This window comes from Glutamicibacter sp. FBE19, from assembly GCF_015524875.1.
GTDB lineage: Bacteria > Actinomycetota > Actinomycetes > Actinomycetales > Micrococcaceae > Glutamicibacter > Glutamicibacter halophytocola.
This window is the reverse complement of record NZ_JACKQN010000006.1, coordinates 30,259-49,475: the sequence shown is the minus strand read 5'-3', so window position 1 is coordinate 49,475 and position 19,217 is coordinate 30,259. Positions and strand designations below refer to the sequence as shown.

The window sequence follows — 19,217 nt, the reverse complement described above, 5'->3', positions numbered from 1 at the left end:
TGCCTAACGAGCAAGCGGCCCTGTTCGGTATCTAAATCACCCTCGGGACCTGCTTGGGCTATGTAGCGTTCATGATCATGGCGAAGTGCACCAAGGCCATGGCAATTATTCATGGATCTCTGCGGATATTGGCCCTGGGTGATTCCATCATGGAGTTGCAGTTCCTCGCAGCTGCCAATGGATTGCTCTGCTGGGCACCAAGGTAAAAATAAAAACGGATCAGGGCTTCTCTTCAAGAGAAGCCCTGATCCGTTTTTGACTAGCGGCAAGCCTTTAGTCGGTACCAGCGTCGAAAGCAGCCGATTCAATGGCGCGATCGGTAGCCAGATCGTCGCTGTCCACAGCGGTGGCGTTGACGATATCATTGGCGCCCCCGGCTTCCAGCGAACCAACGAGTTCTGCGGTGGTTCCACCGACCAGGCCCATGTTGGCGTACTGCTCCAGGCGGCCGCGAGAGTCGGCAATGTCCAGGTTGCGCATGGTCAGCTGGCCGATGCGGTCAACAGGACCGAAGGCTGCGTCGCCCACGCGTTCCATCGACAGCTTGTCCGGGTGGTAGCTGAGGTTCTCGCCCTCGGTGTTCACGATCGTGTAGTCGTCGCCGCGGCGCAGGCGGATGGTGACGGTACCGGTGATGGCCGAGCCGACCCAGCGCTGCAGCGATTCGCGCAGCATCAGAGCCTGTGGGTCCAGCCAGCGGCCTTCGTACATCAGGCGGCCCAGGCGGCGTCCCTCGTTGTGGTAGCTGGCCACGGTGTCTTCGTTGTGGATGGCGTTGACCAGGCGCTCGTACGCGATGTACAGCAGAGCCATGGCAGGCGCTTCGTAGATGCCGCGCGACTTCGCCTCGATGATGCGGTTCTCGATCTGGTCGCTCATGCCCAGACCGTGGCGTCCACCAATGATGTTGGCTTCATTCACGAGAGCCACAGCGTCTGTGTATTCCTTGCCGTTGATGGCTACCGGGCGGCCGGCAACGAAGGAAACCGAGACGTCTTCGGTCTTGATCTCAACGTTCTCGTCCCAGTACTTCACGCCCATGATCGGCTCAACGGTCTCAATCGAGCTGTTGAGCAGTTCCAGGGTCTTGGCTTCGTGGGTTGCGCCCCAGATGTTGGCGTCGGTCGAGTAGGCCTTTTCGGCCGAGTCACGGTATGGGAAGCCGTGCTCCTGCAGCCACTCCGACATTTCCTGGCGACCGCCGAGCTCAGCGACGAAGTTCGGGTCAAGCCATGGCTTGTAGATGCGCAGCTTCGGGTTGGCCATCAGGCCGTAGCGGTAGAAGCGCTCGATGTCGTTGCCCTTGTAGGTTGAACCATCGCCCCAGACATCCACACCGTCTTCGCGCATGGCACGTACCAGCAGCGTGCCGGTGACGGCGCGGCCCAGTGGGGTGGTGTTGAAGTAGGTTTTGCCACCGGTGCGGATATGGAAGGCGCCGCAGGCAAGAGCTGCAAAGCCTTCCTCGACGAGTGCCGGCTTGCAGTCGACCAGACGGGAGTTCTCGGCGCCGTACTCCAGTGCACGGCCAGGAACGGCGTCGATATCTGGTTCGTCGTACTGGCCGAGATCGCCAGTGTAGGTGTAAGGAATGGCGCCCTTGTCGCGCATCCAAGCTACTGCCACCGACGTGTCGAGGCCACCGGAGAACGCGATTCCGACGCGTTCTCCTACAGGAAGATTGGTAAGAACTTTAGACATGTTTCCATCCTAATGGATAAATATGCAATGCAGTGAATTGTGTCGTGAACTCTTCGGTTACAGCACCTACCCGATAGCCTATGGGTATAAGGTCGCGCAGAAAAGCGGCGAAGGAAAAACAGCGAGGTGTGCATGGAATTCCGTCAACTAGGACACAGTGGCTTGAGCGTTTCCGTCGTGGGTTTGGGCTGCAACAATTTGGGCCGAACCGGTACCGCTACCGAGTCCCAGGAAGGCTCGGACGCAGTCGTTCATGCCGCGTTGGACGCCGGTATCACGTTCTTCGACGTCGCGGACAACTACGGAAAAACTGCAGGATTATCCGAGCAGCGCCTGGGCAAGGCCCTGGGCAAGAACCGCGAGAACATTGTCCTGGCCACCAAATTCGGCATGGATGTCAGTGGGGCCAATGGGCCGGACTTCAATGCCCGCGGTTCCCGCCGGTACATCATGAAGGCAGTGGAAGCTTCCCTGAAGCGCCTTGGGACGGATCATATCGATCTGTACCAATTCCACACGCCAGATGCCAATACCCCGATCGACGAGACGCTGCGCGCCTTGGACGATCTGGTCACCAGCGGAAAGGTCCGCTATATTGGCCATTCCAACCGCGCTGGGTGGCAGATCGCCCAGGCAGAGTATGTGGCCCGTGAGCTGGGCACCGAGCGATTCATCTCGGCACAGAACCATTACAATCTCATTGACCGTCGCGCAGAGCTGGAAGTGCTGCCTGCTGCGCGCGAGTTTGGACTCGGCGTTCTTCCATACTTCCCGCTAGCCAACGGATTGCTGACCGGAAAATATTCCAAGGGATACGCCCCTGAAGGCAGCCGCCTGACTCATGCTCGTCAGCAGCTGGTTGAAACCTCTGACTTTGAGCAGCTTGATCGTTTTGCGCAGTTTGCCGCTGATCGCGATCTGGCGCCAATCGAGCTTGCTTTCTCCTGGCTGGCAGCGCAGCAACCCGTGTCATCGGTCATCGCTGGAGCGACCCGACCCGAGCAAATCCAGATGAATGCCAAGGCAGTACGCTGGGTTCCGTCGGATGCCGAGCGTGCCGAACTGGATTCCATCTTCCCAGCTCCGCAGAAGGTGGCACTTTTCTAATTGCCGGTTGCGCACAAAGCGGAATGCTGCAACCCGCCAAGGGTCGCAGCATTCCGCTTTTCTGCAAGATTTCTCGACTTATTTGGAGTCGGTGACGAAGACGATGACCTTGTCGTCCTTGATCTTCGTCGCGTAGCGCGCCAGGGGAGCGATCGCCGGTCCATTGGTCACCGTGCCGTCCGATGGTTGAAAGCGTGATCCGTGGCAGGCGCAGAAAAAGTCGTCTTTCGTGGATTTTGTTGTGACCACACAGCCCTGGTGCGTGCAGACACTGGAGTAGGCGAGGACAGATTTCTCGTCCGGCCGGAAGAGCAGCACCGGAATTTCAGCCCCCGTGGGATGCTTGGCTTGCACAGTGGCTCTCGCCCCAACCTCCAATTCGGCGAGGTCGATCACTGCCTGGCCTTCACCGGTAGGTGACGGAACTGGCGAGGCCTGAGGAACTTGCGCTTCAGAATGTCCGTCGCCACATGCAGTCAAAAGAGCTGCGGAACCGAGGGCGGCGGAGGCGCACATGACGGTGCGGCGGGCTGGTTGAGCGATGTCAGTCATGGAATTATTCTGACAGAACACCCTGTGGCGGTGCTAAGAGCCAAGACAAACTTTCATTAGCACTTCAGCCTTGCGAACCAGCTATCGCTAACGGCCCGGTCTCGTTTGAGCAGTGGGAGGCCGAGCGCGACAGAAAACTCTGGGCTCCAACCCGCAAGGAATGGAGCCCAGAGGTTCAGCAGGATGCTAGCTGTTGAATTTCTTGCCGTTTACGCGCTCGGAAGCGCCGACCTGGTCGAGGTACGGGGTGATCCCGCCCAAGTGCATGGGCCAGCCGGCACCAGTGATCATGCACAGGTCGACATCCGCTGCTTCGGCGACGACGCCTTCAGCAAGGAGCAAGCCGATTTCTTCCGCAAGCGCATCTTGCACGCGGAGAAGAATTTCCTCGCTGGTAGAAGGGTTCGAACCCTGAACCAACAGCTCTTCGGCCAAGGGGTTGAGCGCTTGTGCGCCTTGTTCGTCCTTAACCCACAGGGCGGTGATCTTTGCATCGATCAGCTTTTGAAGGTTCTCGGAAACCACGAATCGGTCGCCGAAAGCGGAATTCAGGGACTCGTTGACGTGCTGTGCCACCGGCAGCCCGACCATGGACAGCAGCGTGAATGGGCTCATCGGAAGCCCCATCGGAGTCAAGGCAGAATCGGCAGTAACAGCGTCAGTGCCCTCATCAAAGGCTGCCTGCACTTCACTCATCAGGCGCAGCAGGACCCGGTTCACGACAAATGCCGCCGCGTCCTGGGTTTTGACGGTTGTCTTCTTCAGTTTCTTGCCAAGCACAAAAGCGGTGGACAGCGAGGATTCATTGGTCCATTGCGTCGCAGCGATTTCCAGCAGCGGCATCACGGCTACCGGGTTGAAGAAGTGGAAGCCAACGAGGCGTTCCGGGTGCTTGAGGTCGCGTCCCATCTCGGTCACCGACAGGGAGGAGGTGTTGGTTGCGAGAATGCATTCGGGGGAGACGACGGCTTCTACTTCGGCGAAGACCTGCTTCTTGACGTTGAGCTCTTCGAAGACTGCCTCGATGACAAAATCGGCATCGGCAAAGGCATCCTTGGTGACCGAACCGGTGACCAAGGCCTTGGCGCGGTTCACCGCGTCTTGGCTCATGCGGCCCTTGCTGTGCAGCTTGTCGATTTCACCGCTGATGTAGGCCAGGCCCTTATCCACGCGTGACTGATCCAGGTCGGTGATCACCACAGGCACGCTCAAGCGGCGCACAAAGAGCAACGCCAGCTGGCTGGCCATCAGCCCGGCGCCGACAACTCCGACCTTCGTGACAGGGCGGGCGAGCTTTGCATCCGGTGCGCCGGCTGGACGCTTGCCACGCTTTTGCACCAAATCCAAGAAAGCGTACACGGTGTTCTGGAATTGATTAGTGCGCATGAGTCCGGTCAGGGCGTCAACTTCAAGTTGCGCCGATTCAGGCTGGGTCAGGCTCATTCCCTTGCGGAAGACCTCCAAGACCTTGTACGGGGCGGGCGCTGCACCAGAGAGCTTGGCATCGACAAATTTTTCGGCCTGGTCAGCTGCGTCGAGCCAGCGGCGAGCCACCTCGGGATCGCTGGGATCAACAGCGTTGGGGCGTTGAACCTCGGTTTCGCCTGACAAGACGGCGCCAACAAATTTGGTGGAATGCTCGATGAAATCTGCCGCTTCGAACAGCGCGTCGGCAACGCCTATCTTGAAGGCAGCTGGGCCGGACAGGGTCCGGTTGTTGTTCAGCGGGTTTTCGATCATCACCTTCAAGGCGTTCTCCGGGCCCACCAGCCGTGGCAGGCGGTAGACACCGGCCCATCCGGGGATCAGGCCAAGGAAGGATTCAGGCAGTCCTAGGGCCCCGGCCGCGGTGCTCACCGTGCGGTAGTTGCACGCCAGGGCGATTTCCAGCCCGCCACCGAGCGCCAGCCCGTTGATGAAGGCGAAGGTGGGAACTCCGAGATCGGCAAGCAGCTCATAGGTGTAATGGCCAAGCGAAGCCATGGCGGTGGCCTGGTCCGGGGCGCTGAGCCGGGTGACCGCCGACAGATCTGCGCCGGCAATCAGGAAGTATGGCTTGCCGGTGATGGCCAGGGCGTCGATCTCGCCGGCCTTGGCACGTGCCGCTTGGGTTTCAAGGGTGGAGCGCAGTTCCAGCAGCCCGTTAGGTCCCAGTGTGGTTGGCTTCTTGTGGTCCAGGCCGTTGTCCAGGGTCAGCAGGGCCAGGGTCTTGCCTCCGGGCAAAGCCACATCGCTGACGTAGGAGTGGGTTACGGTCTCGTCCTGCATGAGCTCGGCGACAGCCGAGTAGGAAGTGGTGGTTGCAGTCATGGTCTTTTCCTTACGCCTTGCTGCCGAAATCTGGATGATTGGGGTTTTCCCAAATGACGGTGCCACCCATTCCCAGGCCAATGCACATGGTGGTGATGCCGTATCGCACGGAGTGGTCTTCGGAAAACTGGCGAGCCAGCTGGGTCATCAGGCGAACGCCCGAGGAAGCCAGCGGGTGGCCGATCGCAATGGCGCCACCGTAGCGGTTGACCCGATCGTCATCCTGATCGATGCCGTAGTAGTCCAGGAAGGAGAGCACCTGGACGGCGAACGCCTCGTTGATCTCGAACAGGCCAATGTCCTCTATGCCCAATCCGGCCTTGGCCAGCGCCTTTTCGGTGGCGGGAACTGGCCCGTAGCCCATGACATCTGGTTCAACACCGGCAAAGGCGAAGGAGACCATGCGCATCTTGGGCTCCAGCCCCAATTCCCGAACTGCTTGGCCGCTGGCTAGCAGGGCTGCGGTGGCACCGTCGTTGAGGCCCGCGGCGTTGCCGGCGCTGACGCGTCCATGAGCACGGAACGGCGTGCGCAGCTGGGCCAGCGATTCCATGGTGGTGCCAGGGCGAGGCGGCTCGTCGCGGGTATTCACGGCCCAGCCTTCGCCCGGGCGCTTGGCAGCCACGGGAATCAGGTCCGGCTGGATCTGCTGGTTCTCGTAGGCCTTGGCAAGCTTGGACTGCGAAGCCACTGCGTAGCGGTCGGCGCGCTCCTTGGTGATAGCGGGGAACCGGTCGTGCAGGTTCTCCGCGGTATTGCCCATGTTCAGGGCCTGCGGGTCCACGATCCTTTCCGAGAGGAAACGCGGGTTGGGGTCGGCCCCTGCGCCCATCGGGTGGTTTCCCATATGTTCCACGCCGCCGGCGACAACTACGTCATAGGCGCCAAAGGCAATGCCGCCTGCGGTTGCGGTGACAGCGGTCATCGCACCGGCGCACATGCGGTCGATGGCAAAGCCGGGAACCGACTTCGGGATGCCGGACAGCAGCCCCACGGTGCGGCCCAGGGTCAGCCCCTGGTCCCCGGATTGCGTGGTGGCGGCGATGGAGATTTCATCGATCTTCTCGGCAGGAACTTTTTGGTTGCGTTCAAGCAGTCCCCGGACCGCTTTGACGGCCAGATCATCGGCACGGGTTCCATGGTAGATGCCCTTTTCGCCTGCTTTGCCGAAAGGGGTGCGCACTCCATCAATGAACACGACGTCGCGGTCGTCCAGGGAGGGATGCGCGGTATGGGGCGCGGTCGAAGCGTTGGCACTCACCGTAAGGCTCCTTGAGGTTGATTCATGCTGCCCAGGAGTGGGCAGCGGCCAGCATCACTGTGACCTAAACCATAGGTTACTCAGGAGTAACTTGAAGTGCAAGTGCAGCACATCACAAGGCGCCATGTCCTGGGCGCCTGGAAGCGGGCAGGAGGCCCTAGTTGCTGGCGAACGCCTGGGCCAAACCTGCCGAGAGCAGCTCTTGCTGCCATGGTCGGGCGCCCATTGAATCCAGCTTTTCAGCCACGGTTTCGACGCTGATCAGTGCTGGCGGATTCCAGCACAGCTCCCGCAGGTATTTGGGCGTCAGCAGATTTTCCGCCGGGATGTTCCAGTGTTCGCCCACTTCGCCGAGCACGGCCTTCGCGGCGTCGAGCCGGACCGCTGCCGCCGGGTTCTTCTCCGCCCATGACCGGGGATGGGGCAGGCCGGCTTTGCTCGAGCGCAGTTCGGGCAAATCGCGGGTATTGCGCCCACGCTGAATCGCATCCATCCATCGCGGAGCATCGCGCTTGGCATTTCTGGTGTGGAACCCGGGGATCTGCAGCAGTGCCGGGACGCTGGCCGCCCGCTGTTCAATGGCCGCCATGATGGCGCGATCGGGCAGCAGCCGCCCGGGGGCGACATCCTGGGTGCGAGCCAGGGCTTCGCGCGAGAGCCACAGCTCGCGGGCGATGGCCAGGTTGCGCCGCCCTTTGAGCTTGTGGATCCCGGAGAGCTTGCGCCATGGTTCCTCGGACGGCTGCGGATCAGGCAGGTTCCGCTCGTATTCGAATTCCTGGAGGGCGAAGTCCATCTTGCCCTGCTCTTCGAGGACCTTGGTGATTTCCTGGCGCAGCTCTTCGAGGACCTCGACGTCTAGCGCGGCGTAGTTCAACCAGGACTCGGGCAATGGGCGGGTGGACCAATCTACCGCCGAATGCTCCTTGGCCAGCTGCAATCCCAGCAATTCGCCGACCATCGTTCCAAGGGAGACCCGGGGGAAACCAGCCAGCCGGCCCGCCAACTCGGTGTCGAACAAGGCGGTAGGCGACATGCCCAATTCATGGAGGCAGGGCAGATCCTGGGTTGCGGCGTGAAGAATCCATGGCTGCTGGTTCACAAAGCTGCGCAACTCGCCCAGGTCATCCAATACCTCGGGGTCGATGAGCCAGGTGCCGGCGCCTTCGCGTCGAATCTGCAGCAGGAAAGCGCGCTGTCCGTAGCGGAAACCGCTGGCTCGCTCGGTATCAACAGCAAGATCGCCGGTTCCAGCGCCCAGTTCGCGCACCGCGCGGGACAGGGCCGCTTGGGTATTGATGACCTCGGGAATGCCATCACGTGGATGGGTGAGCGGGGTCAGCGCCGGTTGATTGGGCTCGAGGCCGGCGGCGGATGATGCGGAAGCGGTGGAGTCAGAATTCGGCATGATGCTTCCATTCTAGGTCCAACCGGCATCTCCCGCGGGGAACAGGCGGTTAACTCAGCCGGCGATGCGGCAGCTGCTGCACGCCCTCGGGCAGTGGTGGCAACCCGGCGAAGGTGCACACCAAGTCGGCCCAAGCGCTCAAATGGGGGCCGAGGTGCTCCGAATCGGGGGACCAGGATGCCCGCAGCTCGATGTCGATATGGTCTTGTTCCCCGGCAAGATCGCCAAAGGACTCGGAGATCACGCGCGTGGCGGTGCCCCCGGCCGAGTGGTGGAATGCCTCGCGTTCGCGCAGGGAATCTTCCAGCCACGACCAGGCCACCGAGGCGAGCATGGCATCTTGGCCCATGTCGTGGTCCAAGCGTGCCCGGATATAGGTGACAATGCGGAACTGCCCATTCCACAGTTCCTGGCCAGCCGGATCGTAGAGGAGGATGAATCGCCCGGTGGCCAATTGCTCCTGGGGCTGCAGGAACGGCGTGCGGCCAATCTCTTGCCCGTGCGGACCGTGGTCGGGAGGAACAACGTCGATCACGTCTCCGCTGAGCGCCAGCGCGAAGGGAGCGAGCCGGCCCGGCGCCGGAATTTCGGTGAACTTCAGTTCCTTGCGCACCTTGGCATGCGACAACTCATCGAGGGCCTTCGCAAAGGCGCTCGGGATGGCGGAAGCAGGGCGATCGTAGGTCACAATTTGAGTCTAAACGTGCCGTACCCGAGGTGCGGTACGGCACGCCGACCCATCCTGCAAGCTACGCGGCCAGATGCGCGTTCATCAGCTCGCGCAGCTTGGCGATGAATGCCTCCACGTCCTGTTCGGTGGTGTCGAAGGAGCACATCCAGCGCACCTCGCCGGCCGCCCGATCCCAGTCGTAGAAGCGGAAATGCTTGCGCAGTTCATCGCTGACCTCGGTTGGCAGCTGCGCGAAGACGCCGTTGGCCTGTGTCGGGTAGACCAGCTCAACGCCGTCGATCTGCTCTACCGCCTCGGAGAGCTTGGCTGCCATCAGGTTCGAGTGGCTGGCAAGTTCGCGCCATAGCCCGGTGCCGTAAAGCTCGATCAGCTGGGCCGAGATGAAGCGCATTTTGCTGCCCAGCTGCATGTTCATCTTGCGCAGGTACTTCATGTCCTGCGCAAGTTCCTTGCGCAGGGTCAAGATTCCCTCGCCCAGCAGGATGCCGTTCTTGGTCCCGCCCAGCGAGACGATGTCGACGCCGGCATCGGTGGTCAGCGCGCGCAAGGGAACACCCAGGGAAGCTGCCGCATTGGACAAGCGCGAACCATCGAGGTGGACCTTCATGCCCAGCTTGTGCGCATGCTCGGTGATCGCCTTGATCTCTTCGGGGGAGTACAGGGTTCCGAGCTCGGTGGCCTGGGTGATGGAGACCGCCAGCGGCTGGGCGCGGTGCTCGTCGCCGAAGCCCCAGGCTTCCTGGTCGATCAGTTCCGGGGTGAGCTTGCCATCAGGCGTTGCCACCTGGAGCAGCTTGAATCCGCCGACCCGTTCGGGGGCGCCATTTTCATCGACGTTGATATGCGCTGTGGTGGCGCAGATGACCGCGCCCCAGCGCGGCAGGAGCGACTGCAGTGCGGTGACGTTCGCCCCGGTGCCATTGAAGACCGGGAAGATCGCTGCATCCTCGCCAAAGACATCGTGCGCGACCTGGCCCAATGCTTCGGTGTACTGGTCTTCGCCATAGGAAATCTGGTGCCCGCCATTAGCCCGTGCGATCGCATCGAGGATTCGCGGATGAACGCCAGAGTAGTTGTCTGAAGCAAAACCCCGCACAGCGGTGTCATGAAGTGTGGTCATCGTTATGTGGTCCTTAAAAGGGTAAAGAGAAAAACTAGGTCACTGCGTTTGCGGGCTGCCATGGCGCGGCAGGCTCAGGCTTGGGGCAGGGCAACCCGGGTGCCGTTGAGCGCTACCGACTGATCGGAAAGCAATTCGAGCGCCGCGTCGGCGAGCCACGCCACCGGGGTATGCCCGGCAGCAGCTTCTCCAGGCGCCGAATCGCTGAGTGCCTTGACCACCCAGCTGATCGCTGAGGCATTTTCGGCGTTCTTGCTGAACAGCCGTGCGATCGCGTTGACCCAGTGCTCAGCCGCGGCCTTGGCCGCCCCGTAGTTGGCATTGGAGGGAGTCGGGTTCTGCACCGCTTCGGCGCTGACGATCGCCAAGCGACCGGACGGAGACGCGAGCAGATCGTCGACAAAGACTCGCGTGGTGTTGCGCAGGGTGGTCAATATGCTGCGGTGCAGGAAATCCCAGTCCTCATCGCTTTGGCCGGCAATGGACTTGCCGCCGCGCCAGCCGCCGACCAGGTGGATCAGCCCATCAATCGGCCCGTAAGCCGCATGGATGCTTTCGGCCAGTTCGCGCACTGCCGCGAAATCCGCGAGGTCGCAGGCGAAGCGGGCCTCGGCAAAGGGCAGGCGTTCATCTAATCGGGCTTGATTGCTGCCGACGGCAAGCACCCGTACTCCGGCATCGCCCAGCGCTTGGGCGCAGGCGATGCCGGAGTACGAGGTGGCACCGGCGATGAGCACTAATCGTGGTGTTTGGTTCAAGAAGAAACTTTCTTTGCTCACGCTTCCTAGCCTAAGGCAGAAGTGCTAGATTTCGGTGGCGCCGGTCATGCCCTTGGTGGATTCGATAACGCTGGACATCTTCTTGTTCAGTGCTTCGTAGAACATCGACAGCGGGAATTCATCGTCCATCACCTGGTCGGTGATTTCCCGCAGTGGCGCGGTCAGCGGCAGTGCTTCCGGGCCCTTGGCCCACTGCGAAGCAGGGTTGGGAGTGACCGTTGCCGAAACCAGCTCGTAGGCGGCCAGCCAGTGGGCCAGCTTCGGGCGATCGATGGACTTCCAGTACAGTTCGTCGATCGCATCTCCCAAGGAGGCAACCACCTCGGGAACCTGGTCCCAGTCGATGCTCAACTTGGTGTCGGTCCAGTGCAGTACGTGGTGCTGGTGCATCCACGCGAAGAGCAGCTGGCCACCGAGTCCATCGTAGTTTCGAACGCGCGAGCCGGTGATGGCAAAACGGAAGATCCGATCGAAGATCACCGCGTACTGGACCAGCTTGGCCATCTTGGCGGTTTTCTCATCGGTCTTCGGGTTGCCCGCAATCTTCATGGACTCGCGGAAGGCGGTCAGATCGCAGCGCAGCTCTTCGAGCGAGTAGAGGAAGAACGGCATGCGCTGCTTGATCATGAACGGGTCGAAGGGAAGATCGCCGCGCATGTGGGTGCGGTCGTGGATCAGATCCCACATGATGAAGGTTTCTTCGGTCAGGTGCTGATCTGCCAGCAGCTCGGCCGCGTCATCAGGCAACTGCAAATTGGTGATGGAAGCGGCCTCCTGCAGCACCTTGCGGAACCGGGCTGCTTCGCGATCCTGGAAGATTGCGCCCCAGGTGAATGAGGGGGTCTCTCGAATGGCTACGGATTCCGGGAACAGCACCGCTGAATTGGTGTCGTAGCCTTCGGTGAAGTCGACAAAGCGCAGCGGAACGAACAGCGCGTTCGTGTAGTCGGTGCCCTCCAGGTTCGCAATGAACTCCGGCCACATGACCTGGACCAGAACGGCTTCCAAATGGCGGCTGGTCGAACCATTCTGCGTGTACATCGGGAAGAGCACCAGGTGCATCAAGCCATCGATGCGCTGGGCCTGTGGCTGGAACTGGACCAGCGAATCCAGGAAATCAGGCACACCGAACCCGGAATCCGACCACTTTTGCAAATCGGCAACGAGCTGTTCGAGGTATTCAGCGTCGTGCTCGAAATGGACTTTGAGGCTCTGGATGGAGGCGATGGCGGTTTCAATGAGCTCGGTGGCCCGTGGCGCGGCGGCCGAATCCGCGAGCGACCCGTCTTTGGCCTGCAGGCCCTGGAATTCTGCAGTGGCAGCCTTCAGGGACAGCCATGCGTCGGAGTTCGCGATCTGCAGTACTTCGGCATCGCTGGCCGGCATTGGCTTTGCGGAAATCTGGGTCATTTCAGTACACTTTCTCTTCATGTTTGGGGAGCGCTCATGTGCTTGATATGAACGCTACGCCCAAACAATAGAAAAGTTGATGCTAAGTCGCTCATGAATAAGCAACTCTAGCCCTAAGTGTGATCCCCACCGCCTCGCAGGCAAAGACTTTATTCAGAGGCGCTGCGCAGCGACAAGCTCAAGGAGTTCATGCAAAAGCGCAGATCGGTAGGCGTGCCGAATCCCTCGCCTTCAAAAACGTGCCCCATGTGCGAATCGCAGTTTGCACAGCGCACTTCCACGCGCTTCATGCCCATCGATTCGTCGGTGATATAGCGCACCCGGTCTTCGGCCAACGGCGCATAGAAGGACGGCCAACCGCAGCCCGCATCAAATTTTGTCGTGCTGGCAAACAACTCGGCACCGCAAGCGCGGCACGAGTAAACGCCCTCGGTCGTCGTATCCCAGTACTCGCCCGTAAACGGGCGTTCCGTTCCAGCCTGGCGCAGCACATGGAATTCTTCGGGAGTCAGGATTTCCTGCCACTGCACCTCGGTACGCGCCGAAGTGTTCTCGCCGGATGGAGTTCTATCGTTCAAGGATTCATTGCTCATACACATGGAAACGTTCGGACCCGGCAGATGATTCCCGTGCGACAACATGGAAAGATGAAAACATGGCTCGGAATATCGTAGATACCTTGCAACCGCGAAAAACCATCCCCGCAACATTGCTGGGCGTGGGATTGGGCGTTGGCGCCGGCTCGTTGCTGGCGGCCAGCGTATCAGCGCTCGCCGGATACTTCGCCCGACGCGTGGTGACTCCCGAAGAGCGGCGCATCGGCAACAGCATGATACGTGAAGTTGTCACCGATGGCGAAGGCAAGCTGTGGTTGCACTTTGTCAAGGACGCAGATACCAGCCAGCCTGGTCCGTGCATCTTCCTCACCGAGTTCGACGCCTGCGCACTGCGGCTCTCGGCTCCCGTCGACGTTCCGGGCAAGCCACGGCGGGTCGCTCGCAAAATCGAACACGTTTACCGGGGGAGCCTGGAAGGGGTCCGGCGCGGATACCTCTCCGGTGCGGTCTACGAGCACCCCGAGGATCTCGGATTCACCGCCGAAGACGTGGTCGTGCCCTTGGAAGGCGGGGACGGGCCGGCATGGCTGGTTCGAGGCACCACCAACAACAACGTGTGGGTGATTGGAGTCCATGGGCGCGGAGCGCGCCGCGACGAAACCATTCGCGCGCTCCCGGCGCTTGCATCCATGGGTGTCACGGCCCTGCTCATGAGCTACCGCAATGACGGGCTCGCGCCCAATGCGCCCGATGGCCGCTACGGTCTTGGCGATACCGAATGGCTCGATGTCCAAGCGGGGATACAGTTCGCCCTGGATCACGGTGCCGAGCAAATCATCTTGCTCGGCTGGTCGATGGGCGGCGCGATCAGCTTGCAGACCGCCGACCGCAGCGAATTGGCCGATCGCATCGATTCGCTGATGCTGGTTGGGCCGGTGATCAACTGGGTTGATGTCCTCTCCCATCAGGCCCGGGCCAATAAGATCCCGCAATCTGTCGGACGAGTTGCCCAGTGGCTGCTATCCAACAAGGCCGGCCGATGGGTCACCGGGCAAGCGGCACCGGTGAACCTCCGGCGGCTGAATTGGGTTGACCGCGCCAGCGAACTGAAGCATCCAACGCTGATCATGCACAGCCGCGACGACGAATTTGTCCCGAACGGGCCCAGCCTCAAGCTTGCCGCCTTGCGCCCGGATCTGGTGACCCTGCGAACCTTCACCAAGGCCGGGCACACCCGCGAACCCAATGTGGATCCCCAGGGCTTCGCCCAAGCGGTCACCGGCTTCTTGAGCAAGCGCATCGCGGCCCGGGCAACTGCGGCACAAAGCTGAAAGGACCCTGCGCCGATGCGGCGCAGGGTCCTGGTTCGGCCTGCAAAAGCTAGCTGGTGATAGGCGCCCACAGCGCACTGGTCGCCGCGACGGCATCCTCCGGGGCGATCTCCAGGCTGAAACCCCGTCGGCCGCCGGAAATGAACACCGTCTGGAATTGCTGTGCGCTGCTGTCAATCACGGTTGTGGCGCGCTGGCGCTGCCCGAAGGGCGAGATGCCGCCGAGCACATAGCCACTGCGGCGTTGCGCAGCAGCCTTGTCAGCCATCTGCGCCCGCTTCTTGCCCAGCGCAGCACCAACCGCTTTCAGGTCGAGCATCGCCGCCACCGGAACGACGGCCACCGCGAGATCCTCGGCGGCATTGGCCCCCGTGGAAACCATGAGCGTCTTGAACACCCGGTCGCCGCTGACCCCCAATTGCTCGGCGGCCTCGGCGCCGTAGCTTTCAGCCGAATCGCTGTGCGCGTAGCTGTGTGCAACATAGCTGATGCCGGCCGCGTCCAGGGCCGCGGTGGCCGGCGTGGAAGCGGACTGCTTTTTCTTGCCCAATGCCCTTAATCCCCTTGGCTCATGCGTGTGGTAGCAGACACCGGCCAGCTAGGCGGCAAGCTGCTCGGAGACCTGGCGCTTGATCCGCCCGAGCATGGCCGTCATGCCTCGCATGCGCAGCGGCGAGAGGGCCCGAGTGAGCCCCAGCTGCTGCGGCATGTCATCAGGCACGCCCAAAACCGAGCGCGCATCGATGCCGTCCAAACCTGCCGCGAGCACCGAAGCGAAGCCGCGCGTGGTGGGCGCTTCTGGCGGTGCGGAGAAGAACAGGTTGACTGTGCGATCCGCATCCTCGGCCACTTCCACAACCAGGAACAACGGGGACTGGCACTCCACCACTTGCTCAAAAAGCTCGGGGTGGTCCGCCAGCCGCGCAGGCAGTTCTGGAAGCTCTCGCGAATATTCGAGCAGCAGCTCCAGGCGGTCCGCTTCAGGAACTTCGGTGAATTCCTCGACGATTCCCTTGAGCTCAACAGGCAACTGGCTCATGCGCGAACCCCTCGCTGTGCTGGTACTTCGCCCTTGGCTTCGCCGCGAACGATCGGCACGCCCACGGCGTTGCCCCATTCGGTCCATGAACCGTCGTAGTTGCGCACATTTTCAAAGCCCAGCAGGTGCTTGAGCACAAACCAGGTGTGGCTCGAGCGTTCCCCGATGCGGCAGTAGGCCACCACATCATCGCCGGGTTCCAGGCCAGCGCCATCCAGATAGATGGCTTCCAGCTCTTGGCGCGAGCGGAAGGTGCCATCCTCGGCAGCCGCCTTGGCCCATGGCACCGAGGCCGCGCTGGGAATGTGGCCTCCGCGCAGTGCGCCTTCTTCCGGGTAATTGGGCATATGCGTCCGTTCGCCGGTGTACTCTTCCGGCGAGCGAACGTCGATCAGCGGGTGGCCCAAATGCGCCAGGACCTGCGGCAGGAACGCGCGGATTTCAGCATCGGCACGCTCGATGACCGGGTACTGGGTGCTGGCAACCTCGGGTTTAACGGTGCTCAGTTCACGGCCTTCGGCAATCCACTTGTCGCGGCCGCCGTCCATCAGGCGCACATCCTCGTGGCCAAAGAGGGCGAAGACCCACAAGGCATAAGCTGCCCACCAGTTGGACTTGTCCCCGTAAATCACCACGGTGCTCTCGCGGGTGATGCCCTTGGCCGCCATCAACGCGGCAAAGCCAGCACCATCCACGTAGTCGCGGGTGACCTCGTCGTTCAGCTCGGTATGCCAATCAATCTTCAGCGCGCCCGGCACATGGCCGGTGGAATACAGCAAGATGTCCTCATCCGATTCCAGCACGACCAAATTCTCCTCGCCCAGATGCTCGGCAACCCATTGGGTGGAGACGAGCCGTTCCGGGTGGGCATAGGAGGCGTACTTCTCGTTGGAGTCAACAGGCAATGGCATTGATGATCACGATCCTTGCAGTTCTTGGTACTGGGCCAAGCTGAAATCAGCTGGCGCCGGGCTTCACATCTAGCCTAGTCCCGAACCGCAGCGATGGCGGTGTGGGATACGACATTTTAGGCAATCAACGCCGCCATCCAAGGTAAACTGGCCGATGGGCTTGCCATGGCAGCCCGGATCATCTGAGCAATCAACTGAAGGGCTCCCACAGCCAATGGCGACAATCACCCACCTGAGCGAGACCAAGCCGAATCTTTCAATCGAGGAATTGTTGGCCGGTTTCCACCCGTCCTACCGCTTTGGTGAAGTGTCCTTCAATACCTACCGGCCCGATCCGACGCAGCCCTCGCAGACCGAGGCCGTCAACAAGCTCAAGGCCTTTGCTGAAACCGTCGGCAAGAACGACTCGGGCTCATTCCTTTCCAAGCTTTTTGGCAAGAAAAAAGAAACCAAGAACGGCATCTACCTTGATGGCGGATTCGGTGTCGGCAAGACCCACCTGCTGGCCTCGCTGTGGCACGCCGCGCCGGGCCGCAAGGCTTTTGGCACCTTCGTCGAATACACCAACCTTGTCGGTGCCCTCTCCTTCCGCCAGACCGTTGAAGTGCTCAGCCAGTACTCGCTGGTCTGCATCGACGAATTCGAGCTGGATGACCCGGGGGACACCGTGCTGATGTCCCGCCTGATGCGCGAGCTCTCCGATGCCGGCGTGAAGCTTGCCGCCACCTCCAACACCCTGCCGGGTGCTTTGGGCGAAGGCCGCTTCGCTGCCGTGGACTTCCAGCGCGAGATCAAAACCCTGTCCGAGCAGTTCGACGTGCACCGTGTTGAAGGCGAAGACTTCCGCCACCGCGGCCTGCCAGATGCCCCTGAGCCCCTGGACGATGGACAGATCGAAAGCTTCGCGCAGCAGCGCTACACGGACAAGACCCTTGCCGTGGACAATTTCGATCAGCTCGTTGCCCACCTGTCCCAGGTCCACCCCTCGCGCTACCGCCAGCTGCTGTCCGAAACCGATGTCCTGGTATTGCACAATGTGGACACCATTACGGACCAGGCCATCGCCCTGCGCTTCGTAGTCCTCGCTGACCGCCTGTATGACAAGGATGTGCCGATCGTGGCTTCGGGCAAGCCGTTCAGCGAGCTGTTCACCCCGGAGATGATGTCCGGCGGCTACCAGAAGAAGTACTACCGCGCGGTCTCGCGCTTGACCGCCTTGGCCCGCGAAGGCCAGATCGGCGAACCAGCGATCTAGGGCAGATCCGTACTAGCCAATTCTTCATCGCCGGGCATTGCGCTCGGCGATGAAGTGGGTTAACAGCCCTGCCACCAGCGCCCAGAACGCCCCGCCAATGCCGAAGAGCGCGAGATTTCCGGCGGCGACCAGCACCGTGACCAGCGCGCTCAAGCGCCACGCGGCATCGCCCATCGCGCCCACCAGCGAACTTCCCAGCGTGGCCAGCAGGGCCAAGCCCGCAGCCGCCTGAAAGAGCCCCTCGGGCGAGGTATTGGCCACCGAGACGATCAGGGCGCTGCACGCTCCGAACAGCAGGTAGAAAATTCCTGAGCTGGCTGCGGCCCGCCAACGAAGTTTCGGATTCTCGCCCGCCTGTTCTCCGGCGGCAAGCGCTGCGGTAATGGCCGCAAGATTGATCGCATGGCCGCCGAATAGGGCACCGGCCGCGGAACCGATGCCGGTGAGGATCATTGAAGGGCGCCACGGCAGCTGATATCCGAATGAATTGAGCACGGCCACTCCAGGAATGTTTTGCGAGGCCATGGTCACGATAAATAGCGGCACGCTGATGCTGGCCACCGCCTGCCATGAAAACTCTGGCGCCACGAATTCGAGTTGCGGCACCACCCGCAGCTGTGCCCACGCCTGATTCTGTCCAATATGCCAGAGCCCGAAGCCCACGGCGGCCAGCATGCTCACGGCCACCGCGAATTTTGGCAGTATCCGCAGCCCGGTCAAGAAGACCAGCAGGATCCCAAGCGCTGGGACAGTAATGGTCCCCAGCGAGGTAAATGGCTTGATGCAGAGCGGGAGCAGCACCCCGGCCAGCATGCCCTGGGCAATCTGCACCGGGATCCGGGCCAGCAACTTGTGCAGCCCGGGCAGCAATCCCGTGAGCACGATCATCACGCCGCTGATCATGAAGGCGCCGATCGCTTCTGCAAACGTGAACGTACCCGGCGCCAATGAGGCGAGCATGGCCGCGCCCGGCGTGGACCACGCGATGCTGATCGGCATCCGATGGCGCCAAGACAGCGCCATGGTGCATATGCCCACGCACACCGAAAGAGCCAACAGCCCGGAGGCGGCCTGCGCCGGTGAAGCCCCGACCTGAAATAGGCCAGCGAGTACAACAGCGAAGGAAGCGACAAAGCCAACTAATGTGGTGATCAATCCCGCAATGACGGCGTGGCTTAAACTATCTTCGATCGAGGAGCGTTGAACCATAAGTCATTTCTACATGCTCGCTCCGGCTAGGGGATAATCACATCCGTTTGTGAAGTTAAACGGAAAAGGTACCGACCGCAGTCGGTACCTTTTCTGGATGCTCGGGCAAGCCGAGGGGAGTCAAGCGAAGGAATTAGCCTTCGTTGTTCTCGCCTTCGCCACCCTCAGCGCCTCCGCCGAGTCCATTGAGGTAATCGTTGGCACCACCCTGGATGCCGTCGACCTGCTCAGCGAACTTGCCACCGGTCTTGTCGTCGATGAAATCGCCGACCTGATCGATGCCCTGGGAGACCTGGTCTGGGTTCTCTTTTGCGAATTCCTCTGCCTTGCCACGCAGATCATCAAATCCTGCCATGCTGCACCTCCATTCGTCTGTGGGAACCCCTTTAGCTCCACAACTGTTCTCCACCCTAGGGCGAAAAGCGCGATCAGGGAAGAGGATCAAAAAAACTCGGGCGTGTCGAGTCGCAAAACTTAAAGCAAAAATGGGAACCACTTGGAGTGATTCCCATTTTTATTTGGAGCGGTCAACGAGGTTCGAACTCGCGACCTCAACCTTGGCAAGGTTGCGCTCTA

18 protein-coding genes are annotated in these 19,217 nt (G+C 61.2%); 3 read left to right on the top strand and 15 right to left on the bottom strand.

Going from position 1 to position 19,217, the window contains the following annotated elements:
- Positions 1-273: 273 nt before the first annotated feature.
- Complete coding sequence (gene argG / locus H6F58_RS11080; RefSeq protein ID WP_060701918.1) at positions 274-1,701, bottom strand: argininosuccinate synthase; 1,428 nt, start codon at positions 1,699-1,701, stop codon at positions 274-276.
- A 132-nt stretch (positions 1,702-1,833) separates the two neighbouring features.
- Between argG and H6F58_RS11075 the strand changes: the two genes are divergently transcribed.
- Positions 1,834-2,808 (top strand): aldo/keto reductase, encoded by a 975-nt coding sequence (locus H6F58_RS11075; RefSeq protein ID WP_146275352.1) that lies wholly within the window; start codon positions 1,834-1,836, stop codon positions 2,806-2,808.
- Between the two features lie 78 nt (positions 2,809-2,886).
- On the opposite strand, the gene H6F58_RS11070 is transcribed toward H6F58_RS11075, so the two are convergent.
- The 9 genes from H6F58_RS11070 to msrB form a co-directional block, all read right to left on the bottom strand.
- Entirely contained in the window at positions 2,887-3,360 is a 474-nt protein-coding gene (locus H6F58_RS11070; protein ID WP_146275351.1) for a Rieske (2Fe-2S) protein, read from the bottom strand.
- A gap of 186 nt (positions 3,361-3,546) precedes the next feature.
- Entirely contained in the window at positions 3,547-5,670 is a 2,124-nt protein-coding gene (locus tag H6F58_RS11065; RefSeq protein ID WP_195181767.1) for a 3-hydroxyacyl-CoA dehydrogenase NAD-binding domain-containing protein, read from the bottom strand.
- 10 nt (positions 5,671-5,680) lie between these two features.
- Entirely contained in the window at positions 5,681-6,931 is a 1,251-nt protein-coding gene (locus H6F58_RS11060) for an acetyl-CoA C-acyltransferase (protein WP_171919277.1), read from the bottom strand.
- 157 nt (positions 6,932-7,088) lie between these two features.
- Positions 7,089-8,339, bottom strand: a complete 1,251-nt coding sequence (locus H6F58_RS11055) for an HRDC domain-containing protein (protein ID WP_195181766.1) — start codon at positions 8,337-8,339, stop codon at positions 7,089-7,091.
- Between the two features lie 49 nt (positions 8,340-8,388).
- A complete protein-coding gene (locus tag H6F58_RS11050) occupies positions 8,389-9,027 on the bottom strand; it encodes a DUF3000 domain-containing protein (protein ID WP_146275347.1) in 639 nt (212 codons plus the stop codon).
- 61 nt (positions 9,028-9,088) lie between these two features.
- Positions 9,089-10,150, bottom strand: a complete 1,062-nt coding sequence (locus H6F58_RS11045; RefSeq protein ID WP_146275346.1) for a low specificity L-threonine aldolase — start codon at positions 10,148-10,150, stop codon at positions 9,089-9,091.
- Positions 10,151-10,224: 74 nt separating this feature from the next.
- Complete coding sequence (locus tag H6F58_RS11040; RefSeq protein WP_309245046.1) at positions 10,225-10,929, bottom strand: SDR family oxidoreductase; 705 nt, start codon at positions 10,927-10,929, stop codon at positions 10,225-10,227.
- 24 nt (positions 10,930-10,953) lie between these two features.
- Positions 10,954-12,339 carry a DUF6421 family protein gene (locus tag H6F58_RS11035; RefSeq protein ID WP_146275345.1) on the bottom strand — a complete coding sequence of 462 codons (1,386 nt, stop codon included), beginning with the start codon at positions 12,337-12,339 and terminating at the stop codon, positions 10,954-10,956.
- Positions 12,340-12,488: 149 nt separating this feature from the next.
- On the bottom strand, positions 12,489-12,932 hold the full coding sequence (gene msrB / locus H6F58_RS11030) for a peptide-methionine (R)-S-oxide reductase MsrB (RefSeq protein WP_060701910.1): 444 nt from the start codon (positions 12,930-12,932) through the stop codon (positions 12,489-12,491).
- Positions 12,933-12,994: 62 nt separating this feature from the next.
- On the opposite strand from msrB, the gene H6F58_RS11025 reads away from it, so the two are divergent.
- Positions 12,995-14,227: an alpha/beta fold hydrolase gene (locus H6F58_RS11025; protein WP_195181765.1), complete on the top strand. Its 1,233-nt coding sequence runs from the start codon at positions 12,995-12,997 to the stop codon at positions 14,225-14,227.
- Between the two features lie 49 nt (positions 14,228-14,276).
- On the opposite strand, the gene ybaK is transcribed toward H6F58_RS11025, so the two are convergent.
- The 3 genes from ybaK to H6F58_RS11010 are packed head-to-tail and all read right to left on the bottom strand — an operon-like array spanning position 14,277 to position 16,177.
- Positions 14,277-14,777: a Cys-tRNA(Pro) deacylase gene (gene ybaK, locus H6F58_RS11020; protein WP_146275343.1), complete on the bottom strand. Its 501-nt coding sequence runs from the start codon at positions 14,775-14,777 to the stop codon at positions 14,277-14,279.
- Positions 14,778-14,825: 48 nt separating this feature from the next.
- Positions 14,826-15,266, bottom strand: coding sequence for a SufE family protein (locus H6F58_RS11015; RefSeq protein ID WP_060701907.1), 441 nt, complete (start codon positions 15,264-15,266; stop codon positions 14,826-14,828).
- Positions 15,263-16,177 (bottom strand): sulfurtransferase, encoded by a 915-nt coding sequence (locus tag H6F58_RS11010; protein ID WP_146275342.1) that lies wholly within the window; start codon positions 16,175-16,177, stop codon positions 15,263-15,265. Before H6F58_RS11010 ends, H6F58_RS11015 begins: the two co-directional genes overlap by 4 nt.
- 214 nt (positions 16,178-16,391) lie before the next feature.
- Here H6F58_RS11010 and zapE point away from each other — a divergent pair, with 214 nt between their 5' ends.
- The gene (gene zapE / locus H6F58_RS11005; RefSeq protein ID WP_146275341.1) at positions 16,392-17,432 is read left to right on the top strand and encodes a cell division protein ZapE; all 1,041 of its coding nucleotides are present in this window, start codon (positions 16,392-16,394) and stop codon (positions 17,430-17,432) included.
- Between the two features lie 24 nt (positions 17,433-17,456).
- Here zapE and H6F58_RS11000 read toward each other — a convergent pair whose 3' ends face one another.
- Together H6F58_RS11000 and H6F58_RS10995 are read right to left on the bottom strand one after the other, a co-directional pair.
- A complete protein-coding gene (locus tag H6F58_RS11000; RefSeq protein ID WP_171919275.1) occupies positions 17,457-18,641 on the bottom strand; it encodes a benzoate/H(+) symporter BenE family transporter in 1,185 nt (394 codons plus the stop codon).
- A gap of 133 nt (positions 18,642-18,774) precedes the next feature.
- Positions 18,775-18,996: an antitoxin gene (locus H6F58_RS10995; protein WP_146275339.1), complete on the bottom strand. Its 222-nt coding sequence runs from the start codon at positions 18,994-18,996 to the stop codon at positions 18,775-18,777.
- Positions 18,997-19,217 lie beyond the last annotated feature (221 nt).